21 protein-coding genes are annotated in these 21,109 nt (G+C 63.3%); 7 read left to right on the top strand and 14 right to left on the bottom strand.

Annotated features, from left to right (window positions below; genetic code table 11):
• Positions 1–2 precede the first annotated feature (2 nt).
• Positions 3–1,235: an acyl-CoA dehydrogenase family protein gene (locus G6N68_RS12170; protein WP_163712134.1), complete on the bottom strand. Its 1,233-nt coding sequence runs from the start codon at positions 1,233–1,235 to the stop codon at positions 3–5.
• A gap of 818 nt (positions 1,236–2,053) precedes the next feature.
• On the opposite strand from G6N68_RS12170, the gene G6N68_RS12165 reads away from it, so the two are divergent.
• The 3 genes from G6N68_RS12165 to G6N68_RS12155 all read left to right on the top strand — a co-directional run bounded on the left by G6N68_RS12165 (position 2,054) and on the right by G6N68_RS12155 (position 4,656).
• Entirely contained in the window at positions 2,054–2,332 is a 279-nt protein-coding gene (locus G6N68_RS12165; RefSeq protein WP_240355445.1) for a type II toxin-antitoxin system TacA family antitoxin, read from the top strand.
• 1 nt (position 2,333) lies between these two features.
• Positions 2,334–2,849 (top strand): GNAT family N-acetyltransferase, encoded by a 516-nt coding sequence (locus G6N68_RS12160; protein ID WP_163712132.1) that lies wholly within the window; start codon positions 2,334–2,336, stop codon positions 2,847–2,849.
• Between the two features lie 793 nt (positions 2,850–3,642).
• Complete coding sequence (locus tag G6N68_RS12155) at positions 3,643–4,656, top strand: endonuclease/exonuclease/phosphatase family protein (protein WP_163712129.1); 1,014 nt, start codon at positions 3,643–3,645, stop codon at positions 4,654–4,656.
• A 26-nt stretch (positions 4,657–4,682) separates the two neighbouring features.
• On the opposite strand, the gene G6N68_RS12150 is transcribed toward G6N68_RS12155, so the two are convergent.
• Positions 4,683–5,821, bottom strand: a protein-coding gene (locus G6N68_RS12150; RefSeq protein WP_163707463.1) for an IS3 family transposase whose coding sequence is annotated in 2 segments (ribosomal slippage) — positions 4,683–5,551 and positions 5,551–5,821 — 1,140 coding nt in all. Because the reading frame shifts where the segments join, the coding sequence is not laid out codon by codon here.
• A gap of 491 nt (positions 5,822–6,312) precedes the next feature.
• On the opposite strand from G6N68_RS12150, the gene G6N68_RS32095 reads away from it, so the two are divergent.
• The gene (locus G6N68_RS32095; protein ID WP_371871565.1) at positions 6,313–6,570 is read left to right on the top strand and encodes a tyrosine-type recombinase/integrase; all 258 of its coding nucleotides are present in this window, start codon (positions 6,313–6,315) and stop codon (positions 6,568–6,570) included.
• 255 nt (positions 6,571–6,825) lie between these two features.
• A complete protein-coding gene (locus G6N68_RS12140; RefSeq protein WP_163706412.1) occupies positions 6,826–7,134 on the top strand; it encodes a hypothetical protein in 309 nt (102 codons plus the stop codon).
• Between the two features lie 232 nt (positions 7,135–7,366).
• On the opposite strand, the gene G6N68_RS12135 is transcribed toward G6N68_RS12140, so the two are convergent.
• Entirely contained in the window at positions 7,367–8,065 is a 699-nt protein-coding gene (locus tag G6N68_RS12135; protein ID WP_163712126.1) for a DUF3800 domain-containing protein, read from the bottom strand.
• Between the two features lie 192 nt (positions 8,066–8,257).
• Here G6N68_RS12135 and G6N68_RS12130 point away from each other — a divergent pair, with 192 nt between their 5' ends.
• Entirely contained in the window at positions 8,258–9,622 is a 1,365-nt protein-coding gene (locus G6N68_RS12130) for an ApeA N-terminal domain 1-containing protein (RefSeq protein ID WP_163712123.1), read from the top strand.
• Between the two features lie 5 nt (positions 9,623–9,627).
• On the top strand, positions 9,628–10,575 hold the full coding sequence (locus tag G6N68_RS12125) for a DUF4238 domain-containing protein (RefSeq protein WP_163712120.1): 948 nt from the start codon (positions 9,628–9,630) through the stop codon (positions 10,573–10,575).
• Positions 10,576–10,633: 58 nt separating this feature from the next.
• Here G6N68_RS12125 and G6N68_RS12120 read toward each other — a convergent pair whose 3' ends face one another.
• From G6N68_RS12120 to G6N68_RS12075, 11 genes are all read right to left on the bottom strand, one after another.
• Positions 10,634–10,984, bottom strand: a complete 351-nt coding sequence (locus tag G6N68_RS12120; protein ID WP_163712116.1) for a hypothetical protein — start codon at positions 10,982–10,984, stop codon at positions 10,634–10,636.
• Positions 10,984–11,301 carry a hypothetical protein gene (locus G6N68_RS12115; RefSeq protein WP_240355444.1) on the bottom strand — a complete coding sequence of 106 codons (318 nt, stop codon included), beginning with the start codon at positions 11,299–11,301 and terminating at the stop codon, positions 10,984–10,986. Before G6N68_RS12115 ends, G6N68_RS12120 begins: the two co-directional genes overlap by 1 nt.
• 686 nt (positions 11,302–11,987) lie before the next feature.
• Complete coding sequence (locus tag G6N68_RS12110) at positions 11,988–12,590, bottom strand: hypothetical protein (protein WP_163712110.1); 603 nt, start codon at positions 12,588–12,590, stop codon at positions 11,988–11,990.
• A 21-nt stretch (positions 12,591–12,611) separates the two neighbouring features.
• Complete coding sequence (locus tag G6N68_RS12105; RefSeq protein ID WP_163712107.1) at positions 12,612–13,034, bottom strand: helix-turn-helix domain-containing protein; 423 nt, start codon at positions 13,032–13,034, stop codon at positions 12,612–12,614.
• Positions 13,035–13,134: 100 nt separating this feature from the next.
• Complete coding sequence (locus tag G6N68_RS12100; RefSeq protein ID WP_163712104.1) at positions 13,135–15,999, bottom strand: VldE C-terminal domain-containing protein; 2,865 nt, start codon at positions 15,997–15,999, stop codon at positions 13,135–13,137.
• 91 nt (positions 16,000–16,090) lie between these two features.
• Positions 16,091–16,534 carry a hypothetical protein gene (locus G6N68_RS12095; protein ID WP_163712101.1) on the bottom strand — a complete coding sequence of 148 codons (444 nt, stop codon included), beginning with the start codon at positions 16,532–16,534 and terminating at the stop codon, positions 16,091–16,093.
• 304 nt (positions 16,535–16,838) lie between these two features.
• Complete coding sequence (locus G6N68_RS12090; RefSeq protein ID WP_163712098.1) at positions 16,839–17,432, bottom strand: WhiB family transcriptional regulator; 594 nt, start codon at positions 17,430–17,432, stop codon at positions 16,839–16,841.
• Between the two features lie 229 nt (positions 17,433–17,661).
• On the bottom strand, positions 17,662–19,029 hold the full coding sequence (locus G6N68_RS12085; RefSeq protein ID WP_163712095.1) for an AAA family ATPase: 1,368 nt from the start codon (positions 19,027–19,029) through the stop codon (positions 17,662–17,664).
• A gap of 227 nt (positions 19,030–19,256) precedes the next feature.
• On the bottom strand, positions 19,257–19,445 hold the full coding sequence (locus tag G6N68_RS32090; RefSeq protein ID WP_371871564.1) for a DUF6011 domain-containing protein: 189 nt from the start codon (positions 19,443–19,445) through the stop codon (positions 19,257–19,259).
• Complete coding sequence (locus G6N68_RS12080; protein WP_163712091.1) at positions 19,442–19,660, bottom strand: helix-turn-helix domain-containing protein; 219 nt, start codon at positions 19,658–19,660, stop codon at positions 19,442–19,444. Before G6N68_RS12080 ends, G6N68_RS32090 begins: the two co-directional genes overlap by 4 nt.
• A gap of 248 nt (positions 19,661–19,908) precedes the next feature.
• A complete protein-coding gene (locus tag G6N68_RS12075; protein WP_163712088.1) occupies positions 19,909–21,090 on the bottom strand; it encodes a tyrosine-type recombinase/integrase in 1,182 nt (393 codons plus the stop codon).
• Between the last annotated feature and the right edge of the window lie 19 nt (positions 21,091–21,109).

The following is a 21,109-nucleotide window of genomic DNA, read 5'->3' as shown; positions in this document are numbered from 1 at the left end:
CCTCAGCGGTACAGCGAGAACTCGGGGTGGCGGTGGTTGAGCACCCAGTCCCCTACTTCGCGGGCTTTGTAGGCCACCGGGTCGTGCAGGGTGTGGGTGCGCAAGTTGCGCCAATGCCGGTCGAATCCGTAGGCACTGGTGGTGGCCCGGGCACCCTGAATCTCAAACAGACGGCTCGCGGCTTCCAGGCTGACCTTGGTAGACAGGTACTTGGCCTCGTAGACCGCGATGGCGGCTTCCGCACGCTGGTCCTCGGTCAACGACGGACCGAAGTCCACGGCCGCCTGCAACGCGTCCCCAGCCCGGTCGGCCAGCAGCGCCGCGGCGCGCACCTCGCTGACCAATTCGCCCACGGTGTGCAAGATGTACGGGTCATCGGTGGCGCGTTCGACGCCCGAGCTTTCCCACGGTGAGGCGTATGCGCGCGTCCAGTCCAACGCCTCGGCGAGCGCGCCCTCGGCCGTGCCGACATAGAAGTTGACGAACGCCAGCTGCCAATGCGGGGTGATCAGCGTTTGATACGGGGTCAAGGTGTTACCGATGAACGGCTCCTCGCCGAGCACCTCGTGATGTTCGATGCGGGCATCGGTAACTCGCACCCCGCCAGAATCGGTGAGCCGCTGCCCGATGTTGTCCCAGTCGTCAAGGAAGGTGAATCCCTGACGTCCGCCGCGCACATCAAGCGACAAAAACACCAGTTCACCCTCCAGCGCGGCCGTCACCGAGAGCTGATCTCCGGTGCTGGCGCCGCTGGCGAAGCTGCGGTAGCCATTGAGGCGGAATCCGTCGCCATCGCGGGTCAGGACCAGGGCTGAGCCGCCGCGGGGATTCTGGATTCCTCCCCAGAACAGCTTTTCGCTCGCGTTGCGCCGGGATTGGGCATCGGCTTGGGCCGGAGTGCCGAACAACCCGGCCACCCGGGTCTGGGCGTAGTGGTAGCCGATCAGGTGCGCGATCGAGGTGTCACCCCGCGCAATCCGCCGAATGATCTGCGCCGCCTGAGCGAAGTTGAGCCCCGAGCCACCGTATTCGACCGGCTCCTGGACCTGAAGGAGGTCGTTTTGGCGCAGCAACTCGATTTCCGCGCGTGGAGTCGCATTGGCCTTGTCGCGTTCGGCGGCGGTCCGTCGCAGCTCGTCGGCGACGCGATCAGCCGTGTCCAGCAACTTGCTGAAGGCCTCAGGGGAGGCAGGGGTGGCCGTGACAGGGGCGGTGGCAGTGGCGGTGACAGACATGCGTTGATCCAAAGCCGAGTTCGGGGCACGGGACAAAACGCGGCGGTCATGTTTGCGTTGCGGCTTCCCGCGCTGAGCACCGAAATCAGCCTCTTCGGCCAATAAAATCTACGTCGATTTAAACCGCGAAGTTTTGGCCTCTTCGCCTGCGCCGCTGGTTCAAACGCCGCGCCGCCGGACGGCCTTCGTGCGGAGGAGCGTGGCACCCGTTGGTGCAAAAGGACTTTCGCCAACAGGCGGACTATCGTGTTCTCTCGTCGGTTGCTGGTTGGGTGCATCGGGGTGGAGGCAGCGTTGGTTGGGAGCGAGGATCCATCCTCGTTGAGTGCTAAAGCAGAGGCGCCCAGAGATTCGCCGCGCAAGAAGCTGCATTCGAAAGAATTCTGCGCGAGATTCACGGCGTCGCGGTTTTACGCCGCGGCGTCCATCGGACCGAACCCGTTCGAAGGACGAACCGAGATCGAAGCGATTGGCCATCGTGCATAGACGCGCAGGACGTTCAGTCGCGCGCTTAGCGTGTGGTCCCAAAGTGGTCCCCAAATCGCTCTGGTGTCGATCGCAACGACGACACGAGAGACACCCACCCCGCTGCCGCGCACCAAGACTGGCCCCCATTGCTGTCAGTTTCGATGTCCATGCGGGTACTGAAACCGGTGTCGTCGCCCGATCCGCTTCGCGCGCCACGGCGGGGCGTCGCCGGGGTACCGGGTCCGAGTGCATCTCGATCACAGCGATCCAACGATCCGCCGACGGCTGGCCTGCGCTCGAATTGCTTGCGTGACCTTGACGGAAAGGCAATGTACTGCCATTGTGAGTACATGACTTCGATGAAGGACGACCGTTTGCAGTTGCGGGTCGACGCCGCCGCCAAACGGCGACTAGAAGCGGCGGCAAGCGCGGCGCACCTCAGTGTGACGGCGTTCGTGCTCCAAGCCGCTAGCCGTGCCGCCGACGACGTGCTCGCCGAACGACAAACCATCCACCTCTCCCCCAATGCTGCGGTCGCTTTGACCGAAGCGCTCAACCGTCCCGCACAGGTCAACGAGAGGCTCGCAGCAGCATTGCAACGACCGGCGAAGTTCACCTGGCTCGACTGAGGTGCAGTTCCACCGGCCAACATTACTCGACCTGGACAACCACCACCGAAACGAATTCACCTCGGGCGAAACAACATTAGACGAGTGGTTGCGTCGCTACGCCGGCCAGAATCGACGCGGCAACACCGCCGCGGTGTGGGTGATCACCGACGCCAACCACAACGTCGTCTGCTACGCAAGCTTGTCGATGACCTCCGTCGATCGCTCCACCAGTCCCAAAACTCTGAGCAAGGGCGCACCGCGGCAGATTCCCGCGCTGCTGATCGGTCGCCTGGCCACCGAAACCCGCGTAGCCGGACTCGGACTCGGGACCCAGATGGTCAAGCATATCCTGGCCACCGCGGCCGAACTGAACATCAAGGCTGCCTGTCGTGCGGTCGTGGTCACCGCTCTCAACGTCGAGGCATTCCGCTGGTGGCAACGGTTCGGATTCGAACCACTCGATGCCGACGATCCAGCCAACCTGGACCTCTATCTGCTGACCAAAGACATCGCCGAAACACTGGCCATCCTGTAAGAATCCGCTATGGCGCGGTTGAGCTGCATCTTCGCCGACTGATCTTCGAAAGACTCGCCGACATCGTGGCTGAGAACGGCTAGTCAGTCGGGCCGAACTCGAACAACTTCAAGGCGGAGACCAACACTGGGCGAATCATTGACCGCAACCGCAGCATCCGGAACCCCAAAGAACTCCTGGCCACGTTCGTCGGTGATCTCCAACCCCAAAGGACCGTACGCAGATACGCATCTAGGCGACTCGCACCATCCGCCCAGGCATCTTTGTGCCGATATTCCCTGTCTATGTAGTCGCAGTGCATAGCAGAATCCCGTGTGCAACGATTTCAGACGTCTGGCGTGTCCGCCCAGTCCATAACCACGGCTGTCGATGCTTTCGCCACCGCGTTAAACGCCTCGAAAATGACTAGAGCAGAAGGGCTTACACCGCTAACACACGGCAGCGTGAGGTGCTGCCAAGCCTCAAGGGCGTTGTCAGCGAAGTCTGTCGCATCCATCTCTTGTCGACGCGCAGCGCGTGCATAGCGGTTTTCGAAGCGCGCGCTCAGCATCTTTGGACCCATTGGGCAGCAGTGCGTCGAGAAGCTGAAATCCACCAATTCGCGAGGCCGAGGGCATCCAAGGTGAGCGTGTCGAACTGGTCGACATTGCCGGCTTCGCCGCCGTCCCGGACGCGTGCTTCACACCGGAACACCGGACGGGTTGCACTGTCGTCGCCGCATGTTAGCTTTCCGGCGATCGACGTGTTGTTGAGGACGTCCGCGCAGACCGGGTAGAGATGTGGAGGGGCCACGATGCGATTGCTGACCTGGAACATCCAAGGCGGTGGCGGCAGGCGAATCCCGTCAATCGTCGACGAGATTGCACAGTTGCAACCCGATGTCGTCGGCCTCACCGAAGTTACGTTCGGAAACCTGGAAGTCCTCCGCCTCTCTCTGGTCGACCGAGGATTTGAACACATCGCGACCACCTGCTCGGCAGGGAACGCCAAAAGTGTCCTCGTCGCGTCCAAATTGCCCTTCAAGGTCATCGAGGACCCCATCGCCCAAGACCAAGAGCGCTGGCTAGCAATCGAGCTCGACGACTCAAAAATAAGCGTGCTGTGCGTTCACATACCGGGCGGCACCGACAATAAGTTCGGCGCAGATGGCGTTGGAATATCAGGCAAGAAGCGCAAGGAATTGATGTGGGACCAAGTGATTCGGTTCGCCAGACAACGTAGCGGAGGTAAGACAATCCTGTTGGGCGACTTCAACACTGGGCTTCCGGAAGATGCGGAGGGAACACCCTTTGCGCTCTCCGACTATGTGCGGGTGTTACGGCTGGAAAAGTACGTTGACACATGGCGCCACCTCAACCCACACGCACGAGAATTCACTTGGTATACGAAGCGCAAGAACAAGGGCACCGGTGTCTCGGAGGACTACAACGGCTTCCGCCTCGACTACATCTTCGTGTCGCCTGCACTGCGCAACGAAATCGTCGACGTCCGACACGTTCACGAGGTCCGAACGAAAAAGATCTCCGATCACGCGATCGTGCTTGCTGATCTAGCCGTAGTGGCCGGAGCCCACCGCACGGCCGAAACGACTCAGGCCATGAAATCAACGCTGAGCCATGAGCACGCCGGACCTGCAACTTACGGAGGAACTGAGGTCCCCATTCCCGACCCGTCGTTCGACTCTCTCGTCGCAGCGTTGACAAAGGCCCGGATTGCGGCGGGCAATCATGAGTTCATCCGAAGGTTTACCACCGAGATCGGCATCACCTCATACCGGGTTGTCGACAGGCCCGACAAGCCGTGTTGAGGGGGACCCGTTTGATGGTCCAGTCGCTATGCGGCTTGCGGTTGGTGGGTCGTGGTCCACTGTAGGGCGAACTCGGCTGGGGTGAGCCCATTGTGGGCGGAGTGAGGCCGGTTGGCGTTGTAGTCGATTCTCCAATCTTCGATGATGATTTGGGCTTCTTGCAGGGAGTCGAAGCGCCAGGAGTTGAGTAGCTCGTCGCGCAGTCGGCCGTTGAATGACTCGATCCAGGCGTTCTGCCAGGGGGATCCGGGATCGATGAATAGCGAGCCGGTGCCGTTGAAGCGGCACCAGTCGTTGACAGCATGGGCGATGAACTCGGGTCCGTTGTCGAACCGCACGTAGGCCGGTGCCCCATGCATCAGGGCCAGACGGTCAAGGACGTCGACCACGCCGTCGGCGTTGATGGCCCGGTCGACTTCGATCGCCAGGGCTTCGCGGGTGAACTCATCGATTACGTTGAGCATCTTCAACGTTCGTCCGTCGGCGGTGGTGTCGAACTGAAAGTCCATCGCCCAGATCGCATTCGGGCGGATCGGGCACATCGCCCCGACCTGCGCACCGATGCCGGTCAAGCGTTTCTTCCTGCGGCGCTGCGGAACCCGCAGGCCTTCCTCGCGCCACAGGCGGCGGATGCGCTTGTTGTTGACCTTCCAGCCAGCTCGCCGTGCCGCGATCGCAGCACGGCGCCATCCCCAGCGGGGCCGCTGGGTGGAGAACGCGCGTAGCCAGGCCCGCAATTGGGCCTCCTCATCGCTGATCGGTGGTGGTTGTAGACGCATGGTGGAACGGTGGATGCCGACCACCGCGCACGCCCGCCGTTCGGAGACCCCGAACCGCTCGCGCAGCATCGCCGCGGCGCTGCGCTTGCGGTTCGGGGTCAGAAGTTTCCCGACGAGATCTCCTTGAGCATGTCGATGTCAAGGGCCTGGTTGGCGACCAGCTTCTTGAGCCTGGCGTTCTCGGCCTCAAGTTCCTTGAGGCGTTTGGCGTCGCTGGCCTTCATCCCGCCGTACTGGGCGACCCAGCGATGCCAGGTCGACTCGGTGATCTCGAGGTGGCGACACACTTCGCTGAGTTGCTGCCCGGTTCCAAGGAGCTTGTTGCCCTCGGCGAGCTTGCGGATGATCTGATCCGGCGTGTGCCGCCGGCGCTTGTTCGTTGCCATGTCGTCGTCGATTCTTCCTGCCCGAACACTCGGGCATCAGAGTCCCACAACGACTGGACCACTACGACGGGCTCACCTCAGTGTGTCGTCGCATCGAGGCGCGACGGCCAACGCGATCTGCACATTTTCTATGGGTACACAACCGGGTTCACCTCTGAAGAAGAGATCGCCCGGTTGTTTGGTGCTGGGGCGGGCAGCAACGTCAATTCGCCGAAGGGCACCTGGTGGGTGCAACATCCTGTCAATCGGGTCCGCCCCAGCAGCAAGCCCTCCCGCGACGTGCGGCGCGAAGGACGCATATGCGTTTGCGGGATGCAGTTGTCCGTGACCGGCGTTTGCAGCAGCTGCGACTAGCCGGCCCAAACGTCGCAGAAATCCAGTGATACGAACGTGCCCAACGAACTGCGTGACCAATTGACCATCATGGTCGATTTCCGCCCGCCTCTTCACCGGTCCGAGGGGCGGCCGGATCAGCACCGCCAGGCTCCGGGATGCAACCTCCTGGGACCAGGTCGTCGCGAAACTCGGCTACGAGCAGCTCAAGCGCCACAGTTTGCGGGCACACAGGGCTGACGTGGATCGCCGACGCGGGTGTGCCCGTGCATGTTCTCCGCAAGATAGCCGGCCACGCTGACCCGAGCACGACGCAGCGTTACCTACACCCCGATCGCCAGTCTGTTGCGAGTGCCGGTGACCTACTGTCGAAGCACTTGTGGTCCCAAAATGGTCCCAAGCTCCGCGTCGTCTGATCCACCACTCCGGACATCGCAGCAGCTCGGAGGCTATTTCCTTCTGTCGGGCTGACAGGATTTGAACCTGCGACCACTTGACCCCCAGTCAAAATATTAGCGTTTTCATATGTTTCCGCTAGTTCATCTGTGCAGGTCAGCGGGGGTACGTTCACGTCGGCACTGGTCAGAAACCCGCCCAGTCGCGAGCCAATTGGCATACGAATTGGCATACGTACCCCTACCCCGTATGCGAGAACCCACCGAGGAGAAGCAATGCAGTCAACGCCCCTGACCGTGGTCCGCGAGGACGCACCCAACCCGGCCTGCGTGCCCGCCTTTGGCTGGTCCGGCTCCATCGTGAGCGTGGTAGCCGGTCGGGTATTCGGTGAGATCGTCCGCGACGTCTTTGACGGTGGCACCGTCACGCACGAGGCCCGCATGCAAATCCTCGATCACGACACTGGGGTCCGCTTCGCCGATGTGCAGACCGACGACGTGCAGGTATGGCGTGACGTGGCGGCCGTTGCGACATTCCTCGCCGACGAGCTGGCGGCAATCCGGCACCCGGACCACAAGAGATAAAGGAAACGCCGCCGCAAGGCTCTAACACCGTTCGCTGACCGGGGCTGCGGCGACGACGCACGCGTGGCGGCCGTTGCCGAGTTCCTGGCCGCCGAGCTCGGATCAGTTTGCGCCCCAGGCGGCACGCAACGAGACGGTGGCACAACTAACGGCTCACGTTGAGTTGCGCAATCTGGCGTAGCACGGCATACTCGTCTATGCGGACCCGCCCCACATACGTGGACAGGCGGGTCTAGCTGTATTTGAGTCGAACCGGGTCCGCCCCATCGGTGCGGGGTCGCAAGTAGGTGTCGTACCAGTTCCAGCCATACTTGTTGCCTTTGTGGCGCGCTAGGTGCAGATAGGTTGTATAGGCCACCAGATCGGCCATTTGAACCAGCTGCGAGCGATGCGAATCGTGAAACAACGGGTCTTCAATCACGCGCCGCGTCGCCAGCTTTAGATCACGGTGTGCGTCGTAGTAGCTCTGATTAGTGGGCGTGCCATCCATATTTATCAACCCGTATGCGTCGTTCGCGATGAGTTGCCGGTCGATCATCGCCACAGTTTCGGCATAGCACCCAGCCTTATGCGCGGCGTACGCTTTACTCTGTTTAGTGGTTTGGCTGTAAACAGCGCCAACGCGAAGGTGTGGGCAATCCCTAATCGTCGTTAGGCATTTTTCCGCGATCGTGCGCCCTAAGGTCTTCCATTCGTTATTCCGTGGCGGTCTAGTAGCAATACGGTGCCGCCCATTGATGTACTTCGTGCAGTGCAATTCGGTAGACGGCGGCACGTAATGGTCCTTGTACAGCTCTTTACGCAGGTCCAGCCAGGCGCGTAGCACCGGGCGCCACCCCTCGGGCGTACATTCGATCCAGCCGAATACCACCCAGCCGTGCTGGTTGCTGCCCGAATCATCCATGTAGATCAATCGATTGAGTTCAGCCACCATTAAAGCGTAATGCCGATTGCAGTAGGCATTTGGCCTTGTTAGGGGCACGCGCGGCATCTTCTGATCGCGGACGGCCTCTCCCCTTGAAACCACTTCCAGGCCGGGCGAGTTGTTACGACCCTATTCTTTCGGATGGCGCCAATGCGCGGCTAACTAAGACGTGTCAGTGGCACATGTGATGATCAGCCCATGCATGGACTGGCGGCCGAAGGCCAATTCTGGATACCAGGGAACCCCGAGAACCAAGTACGCGGTGAGTTCACCGCCGAGCTCGGCGAGCGGCCGGAGATAAGACTTTCCAGCAACCTAGTCCATGACCTGCGGGTGGCGACTCACAGGCAACCAGACGGGACCATCGCGGGCAGGTCCTTTTCGGCCAACGCCGCGCGGTCGGTATCAGCGTTCCGGCCGATCACACTGCACGGCCAGCTCGATACCGGCGAGCCTGTGACACTGCTCGATGCACAAAACCACGGCGCTGCAGGGTCGTTCAGGCCTAACTACCGCGGCACAGCCGCCCTGATCGGCGCCACTGTCAACGCCGAGCAGCTCTACAGCGCCGTCCGATTCCGCATGGATCGCCCCTACTGGCTGGGGCACCTGACAGACGGTCAAACAAGCGTCGTAGAAGACGACGGGTCCACGCTGATCGTCCAAGCCTCCGGCGACGGCAACTGGCTGGTGTACGAGTCGTCCGCGCCAGCCTCACTGCGGCAGCTTGAAATGCGAGTGGTCTCAGGCTGCTTAGCGCTGCTACAGCTCGCCCTGCACCCAAGCAAGGACCGAACCATCCGTGAAACGCAGGTCCGAATCGGCCGCGACGGGCCCTGGCTGGCTGCGTACGGGGCTGCGTTTCGCGCCGAACCCGGTGCGATGGAACATGACCCATTGCTGACGCGCGATCAGTTGACCGTCGAGCGGTTCGCAAAATGGATCGATCTGCACAACAAACTCGACGGCCTTGCATGGGTGATCGCCCGGCCCCTGCCCAGCGGTGAGCAGACGCGAGTTCTCTTGCTCACCCCGCTCGTCGAAGGGTTCCATAGTCGGCTCCCTTATCAACAGTCGCGATTCCCGGAAGCATCAAAGAAGTCCCTCAAACGGGTCAAACAGGCAGCACGCCGCGCCGCCGCTGCGCAGGCCAAGGAGGACCCGAATCTAGACCCGAATCGGGTCCATAAGGCGGTGAACGATGCCCTCTCCCATATGGGTGAGGTCGGCTATCATCAGCGTGCCGAGGACATCGTTACTGAGGTCTGCGCGGTGATACCAGAAATTGCCGACTCAGTGCCCGACCTGCCAGGGCTCTTGACGAAAGTCCGCAACGAGCTCGCCCATCACCTTGTGCCTGCCAAGGACGCTGAGGCGCTAAAGCTTCACGCACTGGAATGGCGCGTAGCCTCTAACACAACATCGTGGCTACTTCGAGCTTTGCTGTTGCTGCGCGCCGGAATCGAGCCCGACGTTCTGCACAAACGATTCCTAATGTCGCAGCGCTTCGCGTTCTTCCGCGCCAACACCGCACAGCACGTCCGCGAGCTCGGCTGGGAGTAGAGAAAATGTCCACCAAGCGCCCTCACTTTGTGCCGAGGACATACCTGAGCGCGTGGGCGAACGCAGACGGTCAGGTTGCTTACCGCCGCCGCGACGGTAACGGCGCCATTCCGAACAGCCTCTCCAATGTTGCAATTGCCAGCGGCATCTACGGCATAGGTGCGCTTGCGCAGCACCGCGAAGAGTTCTTTGAGCAGCTTGAGAGAGAATGGAGTGCACTGCGACGAGAACTGATCCTCGGTGGTGACCTCCGCGGCGAACGTCGATCCCTGTTGGCAGTATTCGCTGCGCTTCTGCTGAGCAGGACGCTTAAGCACCACCAGCAACACAATTTTGTCTGCGACGTCGCGGGTACCACCGACGAGCGCCCGATACCCAAATCAGCAGTCCGCAAACACATCTGCGACCTAGACGGCGCTGACCCCAACGACAACGAGGTCGACGCGGCGTGGATGTTCGTCAACGGTTTCCCCGACATGCCCACTCCCGACATGGTTTTCGGTGCCTCGATGGACGTCGCTGTATCGAAGATCGCACCATATCTAGAAGCGATGAACTGGACCGTCCATCGGTACCGCAAACCCGTCTTGATCAGCAGCGACAGCCCAGTCCACCCATGGCGGCGAACCCCTCCGCCGCGCGGCGGCATCGGCATCGGAAATGCCGACGAAATCAGGTTTCCGCTGTCTCCGAGCGCGCTCCTCGTGATGACCCGCAAGCCCCGGCCGTCGACACATGCAGGCACCCCCAACCCTCGGACCATAAATGCCGAGATATTCAGGCAATGCCACAAATTCGTCTTCGGCACACTGCAGTCGAGGTTCGCGATCGACAAGCACGAAATGTCAAAGCGCTCGCCACGGATTCGATTCGACACCGGACCGGGCTACCGGAGGAGACCTGATGGCACCGACGAATACCTTGGCGACGTGATCCATATGTACCCCGAGTGAACCGCCGACCGTGCGACCAATTGCCGCGACAATCCGCGCCGCCGCCAAATAGAGCGCCTCACAGCTCCCGCGCTTCGGCCCATAACGCGTCTGCCGCCTCCCCCTCGGCGCCGAGCGTGACCCGATCGTCAGCATGGATCGTCACGATTTCACTGGCACGGCGCTGGTATTCCTCGGCGTGCGTCCGCGGCGGCAACACGCAGCCGGTGGGCCGCAGCCGCTCCGGCAGTTCCCCTACCGTCACCGCGACCGGCTGGCCAGCACGCAACCGGTCCAACACCTGTTGCCGCGGGTAACGGCCCGGCCAGCCACGGCCACGCCAGTCCGCGTATTCCTGTTCTTCGCGCTCGACGAGCCAGGTGTAGGCGCCGCTGGTGGCCGGTGCCGCGACCGGCCGCAGCATCGCCATTACGCGCTGCCCTCGCGGGCAGCGGCCCACTCGGCGTCGCGCCGCTGCCAGCGGGCGTTAACGGCCCGCTGATGGCGGGCGGACTTCGCCGGTTCAGTCGTGAAAGACAACCGCGCCAGCATGTCGGTCTGATGTTTTTCGAGCATCCGCAGCTCTGCGGACACCTTGACCAGCTCGGTCGGCTCGATGCCCTCCGTGTTGGCGATACTGGTCAGCCGCTCGATACGGTCGGCGGCGGCGCAGGCGGCATCCAACGCGACTTGCTCGCGCTCGTCCCAGACAAGCTGGGGCGAAACCCTGGCCAGCGCCTCGTCCATGACGGCGCGTAGCTCCTCCCCTGCGCTCATCGGCTTACCTCCCAGCAAACTTTTTCTGCACCAGCCATGCATGAATATTCATGCACGTGTGAGTTCCATTATCGAACATCCGTGCGATATATGGGCCTAGAATTTTCAGTTGTAATACACGGACAGGCAGACGCTAAGTCACGGCCGAGGCCGCACCGGCCGCAGGGGGGTACCCCCCAGGGGTATCAATCGAACGGGTGTTCGACGTGACCACCAGTCATGCAGGGCCATGCATAATCATGCATCGCGCAGCAAACACCGCACCGTGGGCGCCGTCGTCCGCGCACCGGTGCCATGGCGGGCGCCGTGCGAGGCGTGCACGCCGTAGCCGTTGGCCGTGCTATCCGCGCGTGGCCGTGGCTGCAGGCCGTGCGCCGCGCCACGTGGCGGGCCGTGGCCACAGTCGCGCCACCGCCACCACTGCCGCGCCTTAGCCGTGCTGCGCCGTGGCCCGTGGCTGGGCCTTGCGCTATGGCCGTGGCCGTGCCGCATGACCGTGGCCGTGGCTGTGGGGTCATAAGCCGTGGCAGTGCCATGCGCCAGGCCAATGCCCGGTCCGCGCCCGGCGCCATGTTTCCGAGCGCGGACCGGGGGGCTGCATGGCGCGGCTGCGGCCTAGGTTGGGCGCCAGGCACCATGCGCGTCCTCACTGCGGTTCAGCCCAGCCCCTCGGCGATCGCCAGCAGTCGAGCATCCGGCAAGTCACCGGCTAAGCCTGATAGCAGCTCCCGCGGCGCCCTGATTGAAAAGAGGGCGTTGAGGCCCGTTTTTAGAAGTCCCCCGCTCGGCAGCGAATCAAGTTCCGCAAGTTCATCTTCAAGGTGCGTCGCCTCGGCGTACGCCGCCACAACGTCGCGCCACTTACGGGAGTACGCCTCGCCCGCTACAGCACGGGCGAGCAGGGCGTCACCGAGGTCGAGGGCACGCGCCAGCATGGCTGCGGCGGCGTCGGCGCTATCCAACTTGGCCGCGCGGTCCTGGGCGTCACGCAGGACCAAGGTCGTGGTCGCGTCCGCGCCAGCTGGGACACCAAAGAGTTTGGCGGTCAGCCGCTTGCGCACGTCCTCGTTATTGGTCGTGAACCTGTCGCGCAGGCTCCCCGCTTCCTTGCGCGCATTGAATGTCGCCTTCGCGATCTCTTGGAGACGACCGGTTTCGCTGTAGCGAGGGTTACGGCGAATCGCGTCGATCTCACGATCGAGCGATGCCCTGATGCGCCGCATAGCTTCGCGCGCGTCGTCAAGTTGTTGTGCTGGCATAGGATGACTCCCCCTGTTGATTTAGGCGGCGGCGAGCGCTTGCGCGATCCCCAAATCGCGGCTGTTGATCAGCCACCGGCCGCCGTGCTTGCGTGCTGGGATGCGTTGCGCGGTAACCCACCGGCGCATGGTGCGCTCGCTTACGCCGAGCTGCTCTGCGGCTGCTGGTGTCGTCAGCCATTCTGATGATGGCAAATACGAGTCCCTTACTGCTCGATTTTGGCCGCTGGCGGCCACACTGAAGGGGTTCTGTGTGCGGCCGAGGGCGGCCAGGCGTAGAGCCATCAACACCGAATAGGCTTCAGGGTCGGCGGCGCGTAACATGATCCGCTGCTCGGGCAGTATGCCCACTCGGCGGTCGAGGAGTTTCGCAATGCGTGGCGGTACTACCACCGAACCGTCAGGGCGCAGATAGCGCGCGATGCGGCGTTGCCAGTCAATCATCGCGTGCGCCCTCCGTTTCGCCCGCGGTGTCCTCTGCGCCTGCGCCTCACGCGCCATTTCGCCCGGTGTGTCGGCCACACCGGCGCGTCGTCACGCTGACTCATGGCCGCCCCGCATGACGCATCATTTGGAGCCGCTGCCGCGTGTCAATTTCGCGCTGAAGTTCGTTGACGTCCTTGACGACAACCTGATCAATGCGGACGGTGTAGTCGTTCCTACCGCCGAACGCATTCGGGTCGGGCGCCGCGACGTCGCGATTAGACAGCGCTTGCAGCGTGCCCCACTGCTCTGACGTGAATACCGGCATCGGCTCAGGCCGAGTGGTCTGATTGATCGCGATGCCACCGGGCGGCAACCAACCGCCGCGGTCGTAGACCCCGACTGGCAGTGGTGGCTTCCCAGGCGGCTTCGTCGGTAACAGGCTCGGCAGGATCGACGGTCCGCTGCCGATGATCCCGCTGCTAGCCAACCAGTCGTCCGGCCGAGGGGTAGGCACCACGGGCCCACCGGCAGGGGGCGGTGACCCTGCGCCAGCAAACCGCGACGGTCCAGGCGCTACGGGCGCAGGCGCCGAGGGGACGCCACCAGGCGCCGCTGTCTGTGCGCCAGGGCCGATCGTCTGCGCACCGGGAAGCTGACCGGGCTGCACCGGGCCAGCCGCAGACAAGCCAGGCGCCGCGCCCGTACCCTGATGCGCCTCAAGCTCGGCCTTCTCGCCGGTCGTTACGGCCGTGAGCGCGCCAGGTAGCTGCGGCATGAACTGCAGCGGGTCGGTCTGGAAGAACCGCGGAACACCGAACGGCATCATGATTTCGGCGAGCGCGTCGATGCCGATACCAGCCGCTTGGAAGCCGAAGCTGACGCCGCGCTTAGCCGCGTTCGTGCCGAGGCCGATCGCGAACTGCGCAGCAGCCGCGCCGCCCTGGCCGCCGCCTGCGGCGCCCGCGCCCATCGAACCGGCTGATATGCCCGCGGCGACCGCCGACGACGCCGCCGAGGCAGCCTGGTCGATCAGACCGTTGATGACCTCCGCGCCCATATTCAGCATGCCAGACGCGAAACTCGTACCAGCCGTGCCGCTACCACCGGCACCGGCCGGGATGAAACCCTCGGTGCGCAGCGCGCCGCTACCGTCGCCGCCTGATTGGGACGATCCAGCACTACCACCGAGGTTCCCAGCGGCCGCCCCCAACATCGCCTGAAATGCTGGCGGCAGACCGAATTGCGCATCTTTGCCGGGGAATCCGGACGGCGCGAAATTCGCGTGCACGTGATTGAAGTGGTCCGGCACTTGCCACATCGTGTAATCAGAGCCAAGGATTCCGGCGTTCGACCTGATAAAGCTGTTGATCTGATCGCCAAGCGCCTTGCCCTGCGGCGTATTCCAACCGGGAATCATGATGTCGAGCGCGAGGCCGCGCGGATGCCATGGCTTCGAATCCTGGCGGGCGCCGCCGATCTCGCCTACCTCCGGAAACAACGCCGAGATGATCCGCCGAGCTCGAACCGTGTTCGACTGCAAGCCGCCCTCGCTGCCCTTAGCGCCACCAGGCATCAAAGCGGCAGGGTTCAACCGTCCAGAGCGGATCGCGTCAAACCAGCGCAGCATCATCGGGTCAGGCGCCGGAATGACGCCGCCGTCATCCAACCGCGGCAACCAGCCAGAGTTAATCGCGGCAACGAGCTTGTCGGCGCCCGCGTCCATCGCCGCCTTACGGATGATGCCCTCACCGTTTGAAACCCGCACGGTAGGAACACCGCTCGCGTCAACACCGATGATTGAGTCACTCGTGCCGGTGCCGGGACCATAGATGCGGCCTGCCGGAGTCACACCAGCGATGCCGCCCGTAGCCGACCCTGGCGGCAGCAACATGCGTTGCAAATCCTGCCTCGTCGACTGCGGCATAGGCGGCGGAGCGGCTGGCTTATTGTCGTTGCCGCCCTGATTGTTGCCGTACAACTTTTGAAAGCCTGGGGCATTGCCCAGGTCAGGCAACTTAAACGGCAGGTTGTCACGCAGCCACTGTCCGGCCTGCTGCGGCCATTTATGGAGGATATTGTCTGCCACACCTATGCCGGGAATCTTGCTCAGGGTTTCCTCGGTCTTTGGATCGTTCAGCAGTGCAAGCAAATCGCGCAGACCGTCAGCGATTTTGATGATGTTGCCGACATGGCCGCCAATCTTGCCCAGCTTGCGCTCAAGCGGATTGTCTGAATCCTTATGCTTCTCAAGCTCTTTGCTGATCTCCCGCAGATTGTCCTTGAGTGGCCCGAGAGGGTCCTCCCGGCGCGCCCTATCGAGGACATCCCAGAAGTGATCGACGGCATCCACAACCGGATCAACAGCGTCTTGAATCTTGCCAACGAAATCACCAATAGGACTGTCATGCAACCATCTACCGATCGCGCCGCCCAGCTTCCTAGCCGCCTCGTCAACAACCTCCTCGACGGTATAACCCGCATCCTCAGCGGCCTCGCGGAAAGCCTCACCTAAATCTTTGAGAATCTTGTCGCGTGCAGACTTCGTGTCAGCCTTCGGCGTAACCTTCGGCTCGACGTTGATCTTGCTCGCATCCCGGCCAGCTTTCTGTGCGCCAGAGGTAATTTCCTCCTGCACCTTCTTGCCAGCGGACTTAGCGCCCTCAGTAACAGCCTCGTCGAGCGCCTCACCAGCCGCCTTACCAGCCTCTTCACCAGCCTTACGGGCAGCTTCCGTGAGCTCATCCTCGACCGCCTCACCAGCCTTACGGGCAGCCTCAGTAAGCTCGTCCTCGACCGCCTTGCCCGCATCCCTTGCGCCCTCGGTGATCTCACTCACGATGACGTCGCGGGCAGCCTCGCTGGCCTTCTTAGCGGCCTTCTCAATGCCGGTGATCTCGGCAGTGATCTCCTTCATCGCGTTGCCAGCCTTCTTGACCGTCAACTCGATATAGCCCGAAGCTAGCTTGACAGCGCCGCCGCTCATTTCTTGTAAGCTCCTTGGGATTCAGGGCTTTTCCGCGGAAAAGCAACCAGCGCCACTTCATTCCCATTATGGGGCCAAAAGCTGACGCATTTCACATTCGCGCGAATTTGTGTCCGCCGCAATCGTTGCGGCGCCGCACCACATCGAGCACGCCGGGCGCGACCACGATGACTTCAGCGATAGTGCCGTCGTCGAACGGCACGCTGGCCACGACGTGCGGCCGGTTCGTCGGGTGGTCGGGCCGCGGATCCCAAACGAAGCACACGCCGTGCTGGCCGTCATTGGTGAGGTCTACCCGCGACACGGCCGGGCGCCCATCGTCGTAAAGCAACGGATCGCCGCCCATGGCGGCCAAGTGGCCTTCCAAATCGACTGCGAGAGCGTCAAGTTCATCGCGCAGCGCTGCGGCAACCGCCGCCCCCTCAGTGCCAGGAAACGCCTCCGCCCCCTCCGTCAAGGTGTCGACGAGATTTCTGAGTCTAGCGCGGGCATTTCTAACGACATCGCCCGCGGTGTAGTCGTAGCCGCCGGTCACGAGTCGCACCCCCCCGAGGCGATCTGCGCCCAGCACGGCCGACAGTCGGAGCCGTCGCCATGAAAGTGCCTGTCAGCACCACGGAAATAGATCGCTGTTGCCCCGCACGCGGGGCAACGCGACCCAAGGAATCCGCACCGCCGCAGTTCGCGCAGCGCGCGGCGCTGCCGGGCGACGTGGTAGCCCCAAGGCCTCGTGTACGGACACCGCGCACCGGGGGGCGCACCACATGACGGGCAGGGGCATGCAACGGCAAGCGCAATCGCCAAATCGGGGTCGCAGTTCATTTCAGAGCCTTTCTGGGTCACGCCGACGCACTCGCATCGGCTTCGCCGCCAGGCGGCGCGGTCCACGTGACCGTCCGCTGGCCGCTGCGTTTGCTGATAAGCCTCAGCCGTTTCACGGCGTTGTAAACCGTTGCCGCCCCATACCCGGCTGCGGCGGCCGCTCGCTTGACCTCGACGGCCTCGGCCGTGCCGCCGCATTGAGCCATGTACGCGCGAAGCCAATCTGCAGCCCGATCGGTCAGCGTCGGCTGTGGCTTCCGCGGTGGCCGCGGCTGCGCCGCAACGGTCTTGCGCGGCTGCGGCAGCGTCGGCGGTTCGACGAGCCGACCGGCGACGACGCCGCACGGGCGGCGGGGCGGCGGGGTTGCGGCGAGCCATTCCGCGCAGCGCCGAAGCGCCGGGCAGGTTCGGCAGATGGCCTGCGCGTGCTCGACCTGTTCGGGTTCCGCGCCGGGGTCGAGGTCGAACAGGTCGGGCCGTCCGCGGCAGGCCGCGCCGTCCAGCGGCGGGATGTCCGCCACTGCGGCGGCGAGCGCGGCGAGGGTGGCGGCGGGCGGCTGGGCGGCCCATGGGGTCGTCGCTGTGAGTTTTGGCGGTTGGCGGTTGGTCATGCGGACCACCTTTTGTCCGCTTTTGTCCGCTTCCGGGGGCCTATAGAGCCCCCTCGCGGACGGACATGTCCGCCGGCCTTTGGACATGGATGGACATGACGGACAAATTGCAGGTCAGGCGGTATTTCTGCGGCTGGACACCGCCGGACACGCGTGTTCAGTGAACACTTGTATGTCCGCCGTGCAGCGGACAAAAGTAACCATTTCGTTATCTTCGGTGTTGGTCTGGTCATGCTGCCTCGCCTCGTACGTAAAACGCTCTCTGCGCCGTGCCGGTATTGGCCAAATAGCCGCCCTCGACGAGCACATTGATGGCTCGATGGAATGAAGCTGACGGCAACTCGGCCACGGCGCGGAGCTCTGATTTTGTCGCCCCCGTTGCCGCGAAATTTTCAAGGAAAATCGTCAGCAGCCGGTCCGCCTGCCCGGTGGGACCGGGCGGGCGGTGGACGCCGAGCACGCCGGAGCCGGTGCCTTCGATCGGCTCGAACCTCAATTCCAAGTGGTCGGCTTCTGGCCCATCTTTTCGTTTCTCACGCTCCAAGCTGACGACGCCGCCGTCCGCGCTCACCGCATAGACGGTGTCGGCGCCAGCTTCAAAAACCGAGGACCCTCGAAACGTTTTGCCGTCCTTACCTGTGTGATGGACGGCGAGGACGACGCCGCGCCCGTTCGGCGTGCACTCACGCAGGCGTACCAAATTGTCAAGTACAAACCCGCAGTCTTTCGCGCTGTTCTCGTCTGCGCCGACCGCGCAGCGCGAAAGGGTGTCGAAGACGACGAGTTCGTAGCTGTTCAGGCGGATCAGCGCGGCGAGGTCGCGGACGTCGGCGGCGCTGGTCAGGTTGACCGGGCAGGGCAATGTGTCGAGCTCGCCATCGGCAATCGTTGTCTGCCAGGCAGTTTCCCACGCGTTGAGGCGGCCTTTGAGTCCGTAGGCGCCCTCGGCGGCCACGTAGAGCGCTCGCGCTTGCTGTGTGTCGCGTCCCTGCCAGGCGCGGCCGGTTGCCACCGATGCCGCCCAATCCAGGGCGGTGAAAGATTTGAACGATCCCCATTTGCCGTATAGGAGCGCCACCGTTCCGCGGTCGAGAGTGTCGGCAATCAGCGGTGCAGGGTCGGGCAGTTCATTGAGTGCCGCCCTGGTGAGCAGCCGGGACGCGAACTTTGGCGTTGCAGAATCCGTCTCGACGGTTGGGCTGATCGTCGCCGCGGGCTCGACGTCTAGTTCGGGCACTGCGCGGGCGCCGACTTTGGCGGCGGAGCCGCGGAACGCCGACTTGATCGTCGCGCCGATTTCGCGTTCTGTCAGCCCGCATTGGCGTGCCGCGTCTTCTAGGCACCGTATGGTTTCGTCGCGGTCTAGGTGGCCGCCGTCGACGAGGCTGGCGAGGTTGAATGCGGACCTGTTGAGCTGATCGTTGCGCGAGCCCTCTGGTGTGCTGGCCAGCGTCTGACACTCGTCCCCGAGCGCCTTGCGTGCGTAGCGATCACCAACGCCACCATTGATCGAAATTGGTGCCGCCGTGCGCGGCTGAGGCGGTGGCGATGCTGGCTTACCGGTCAGCCATTCCTCAAAGTCGGGGTCAACGGGCATCACGCACCCCCGCCGCGGCGCTGGTCGGCGAGCTCTGCGGCCCACACGTCGGTCGTGTCGTCGGCAGCTGTGGGCTGACCGCATATAATTGCATTATTCGGGGCATGCGAGCGGCCCGGTCTCCTGCGGGCCGGGCCTTTCGTATTCGGGGTATACAATTGTCTCTCCTCTCGGAAGTCTGTGCAGCCAGGGTCCCGAAAGGTCTTGTCTCAGAGAGATTTTCGTCTTTATACGCGGCGTCTACACTGCGGTCCGCGCCGCGCCGCAACGGACCTCGGCTCAGTGAGCCATTGCCCGCACCGGTCGCACGGAACGGCGACGCGGCAGCCAATTTGGATGGCGGCGGCGATGATCGCGTCCTCGGCGCGGCGCGCGCGGCCAGATTTGCGCGGCAAGCGCTTTGGGGCGGCGGTCATGCGGCAGTCCCATGTGCGGCGGCGGTTTGGCGGGCGATGAACTGCTCGATCGAGTTGAGCGTTATAAACCGTCTTGTGCCGATCGATATTCGCGTGATCTCACCGGAGTTGGCCAGCGACCAGATTTTCGATCGGCTGATGCCGCCGAGCGCCGCCTGGGCCTCTTGTATGGAAAGCAGCAGGCGTGGCGGTGACCCTTGGTAGTCGTTGGACATGGCGTTGCTCCAGACTTTCGGGTGTTTGTGGATGTGTCTAGAACATTGTTAGCACGGCGCATCGCCAAACTCGGACGGTGAAATCGTTTGTGTTCCAACGGGTTTGTAGAACGCTCTACATCATTCGATGGGCTAAATTACTGGAGAATCCCACGCTGAAACGCCTGGCGTGCGGTAATGGGCCGCGCGGTTAAATCCTTCGTATACCGGTCAGGATTCCTGCAAAAAGCCAGCGACTGTGACCGATATCACAACCCGAGAGCGTTGGTCAGCCCCTCAACAGCAGCGCGCGCAGTGTCGTCACTTGTATGCCCATATACGTCGCCCGTGATCGCCACCGATGCGTGGCCGAGCAAGTCCGACACCGCTTTTATATGGACCCGTTCCAACCAGGCTGTCGCTGCGCTGTGACGCAGAGTGTGAACGCCGACGCCTTCGAGGCCCGCCCGCTGCGCCGCCACTTCGACCACGCGCGTGAGGTTGCGTGGGTCGACCGGCGTGCCAAGCGCGGTGGTAAAGACCAGACCGGTTTCTTCCCACTTATTCGCCGCGCGGATGCGCTCTTCGATCTGGGCGGTTCGATGCTTTTTCAGCACCGCGACGACGGGCGGCGACAGCGGCACGGTCCGACGCGCTCGTTGCGTCTTGGGTTCGCTGACCACTAAGCGTTTGCCGACGCGGCCGAGCGTCTGCGTAACCCGCAGCAGCCCGGCATCAAGGTCAATGTCGGCCCACCGCAGCGCCAGCGCCTCACCGCGCCGCAGACCGGTCGCCGCGATCAGCGCGAGCGCCGGGTGGTAGCGCGAGTCGGTCGCGGCCCTCAGGAGCGCCGCGACGTCATCAGGTGCCAGGTGCTTCGCCTCGGCCCGTTGGACCGCGGGACGCTTGACCTGCGCCGCAGGATTGCGCCCCAGCAGGCCGTCCCGCACGGCCGCATCCAGTGCGCTCCGTAGAACGGTGTAAGTCGTCCGGATCGTGCTGTCGGACAGGGCACGGACCTGCTCGGCGTCATCACCTTCGCCGCGCGTCTTGCTCCTACCGCGCAGATCGAGCACTATCCGCTCGATATCGGACGGTTTCAGCCGGTCCAGTGGGGTGGCGCCGAATGGCGGCGGCTCAAGATGGACTCGCGAGAGGTTCGCGTAGAGCTCTCGGGTGGCTTCTTTACGGCTGGACGCCGCCAGCGTGGTTTGCCGCCAGTGTGCCAGCCAGGCGCCGACCGTCACTGTCGCGTCCTTGGGTGGCGCGCCAGCATCTATCCGGTCGCGTGCGGCTTTCATCTTGGCTTTGACTTCGCGCTGCGTCGGCGCGTAGAAGGCGACACGCTTGCGCTGGCCGGTCTCGGGGTCCAAATAGCTCAACCGAGCCGACCAAGTCCCGTTTGGCTGGTGGTACAGGGTGCCTTCGCCGTTGGATCGCCGCTTGGCCATATAGCCAGTTTAGGCGCTC

The sequence above is a fragment of the Mycobacterium bourgelatii genome, from assembly GCF_010723575.1.
GTDB classification, from domain to species: domain Bacteria; phylum Actinomycetota; class Actinomycetes; order Mycobacteriales; family Mycobacteriaceae; genus Mycobacterium; species Mycobacterium bourgelatii.
The sequence above is the reverse complement of the archived record's forward strand: the minus strand, read 5'-3'. Positions and strand labels throughout refer to the sequence as shown.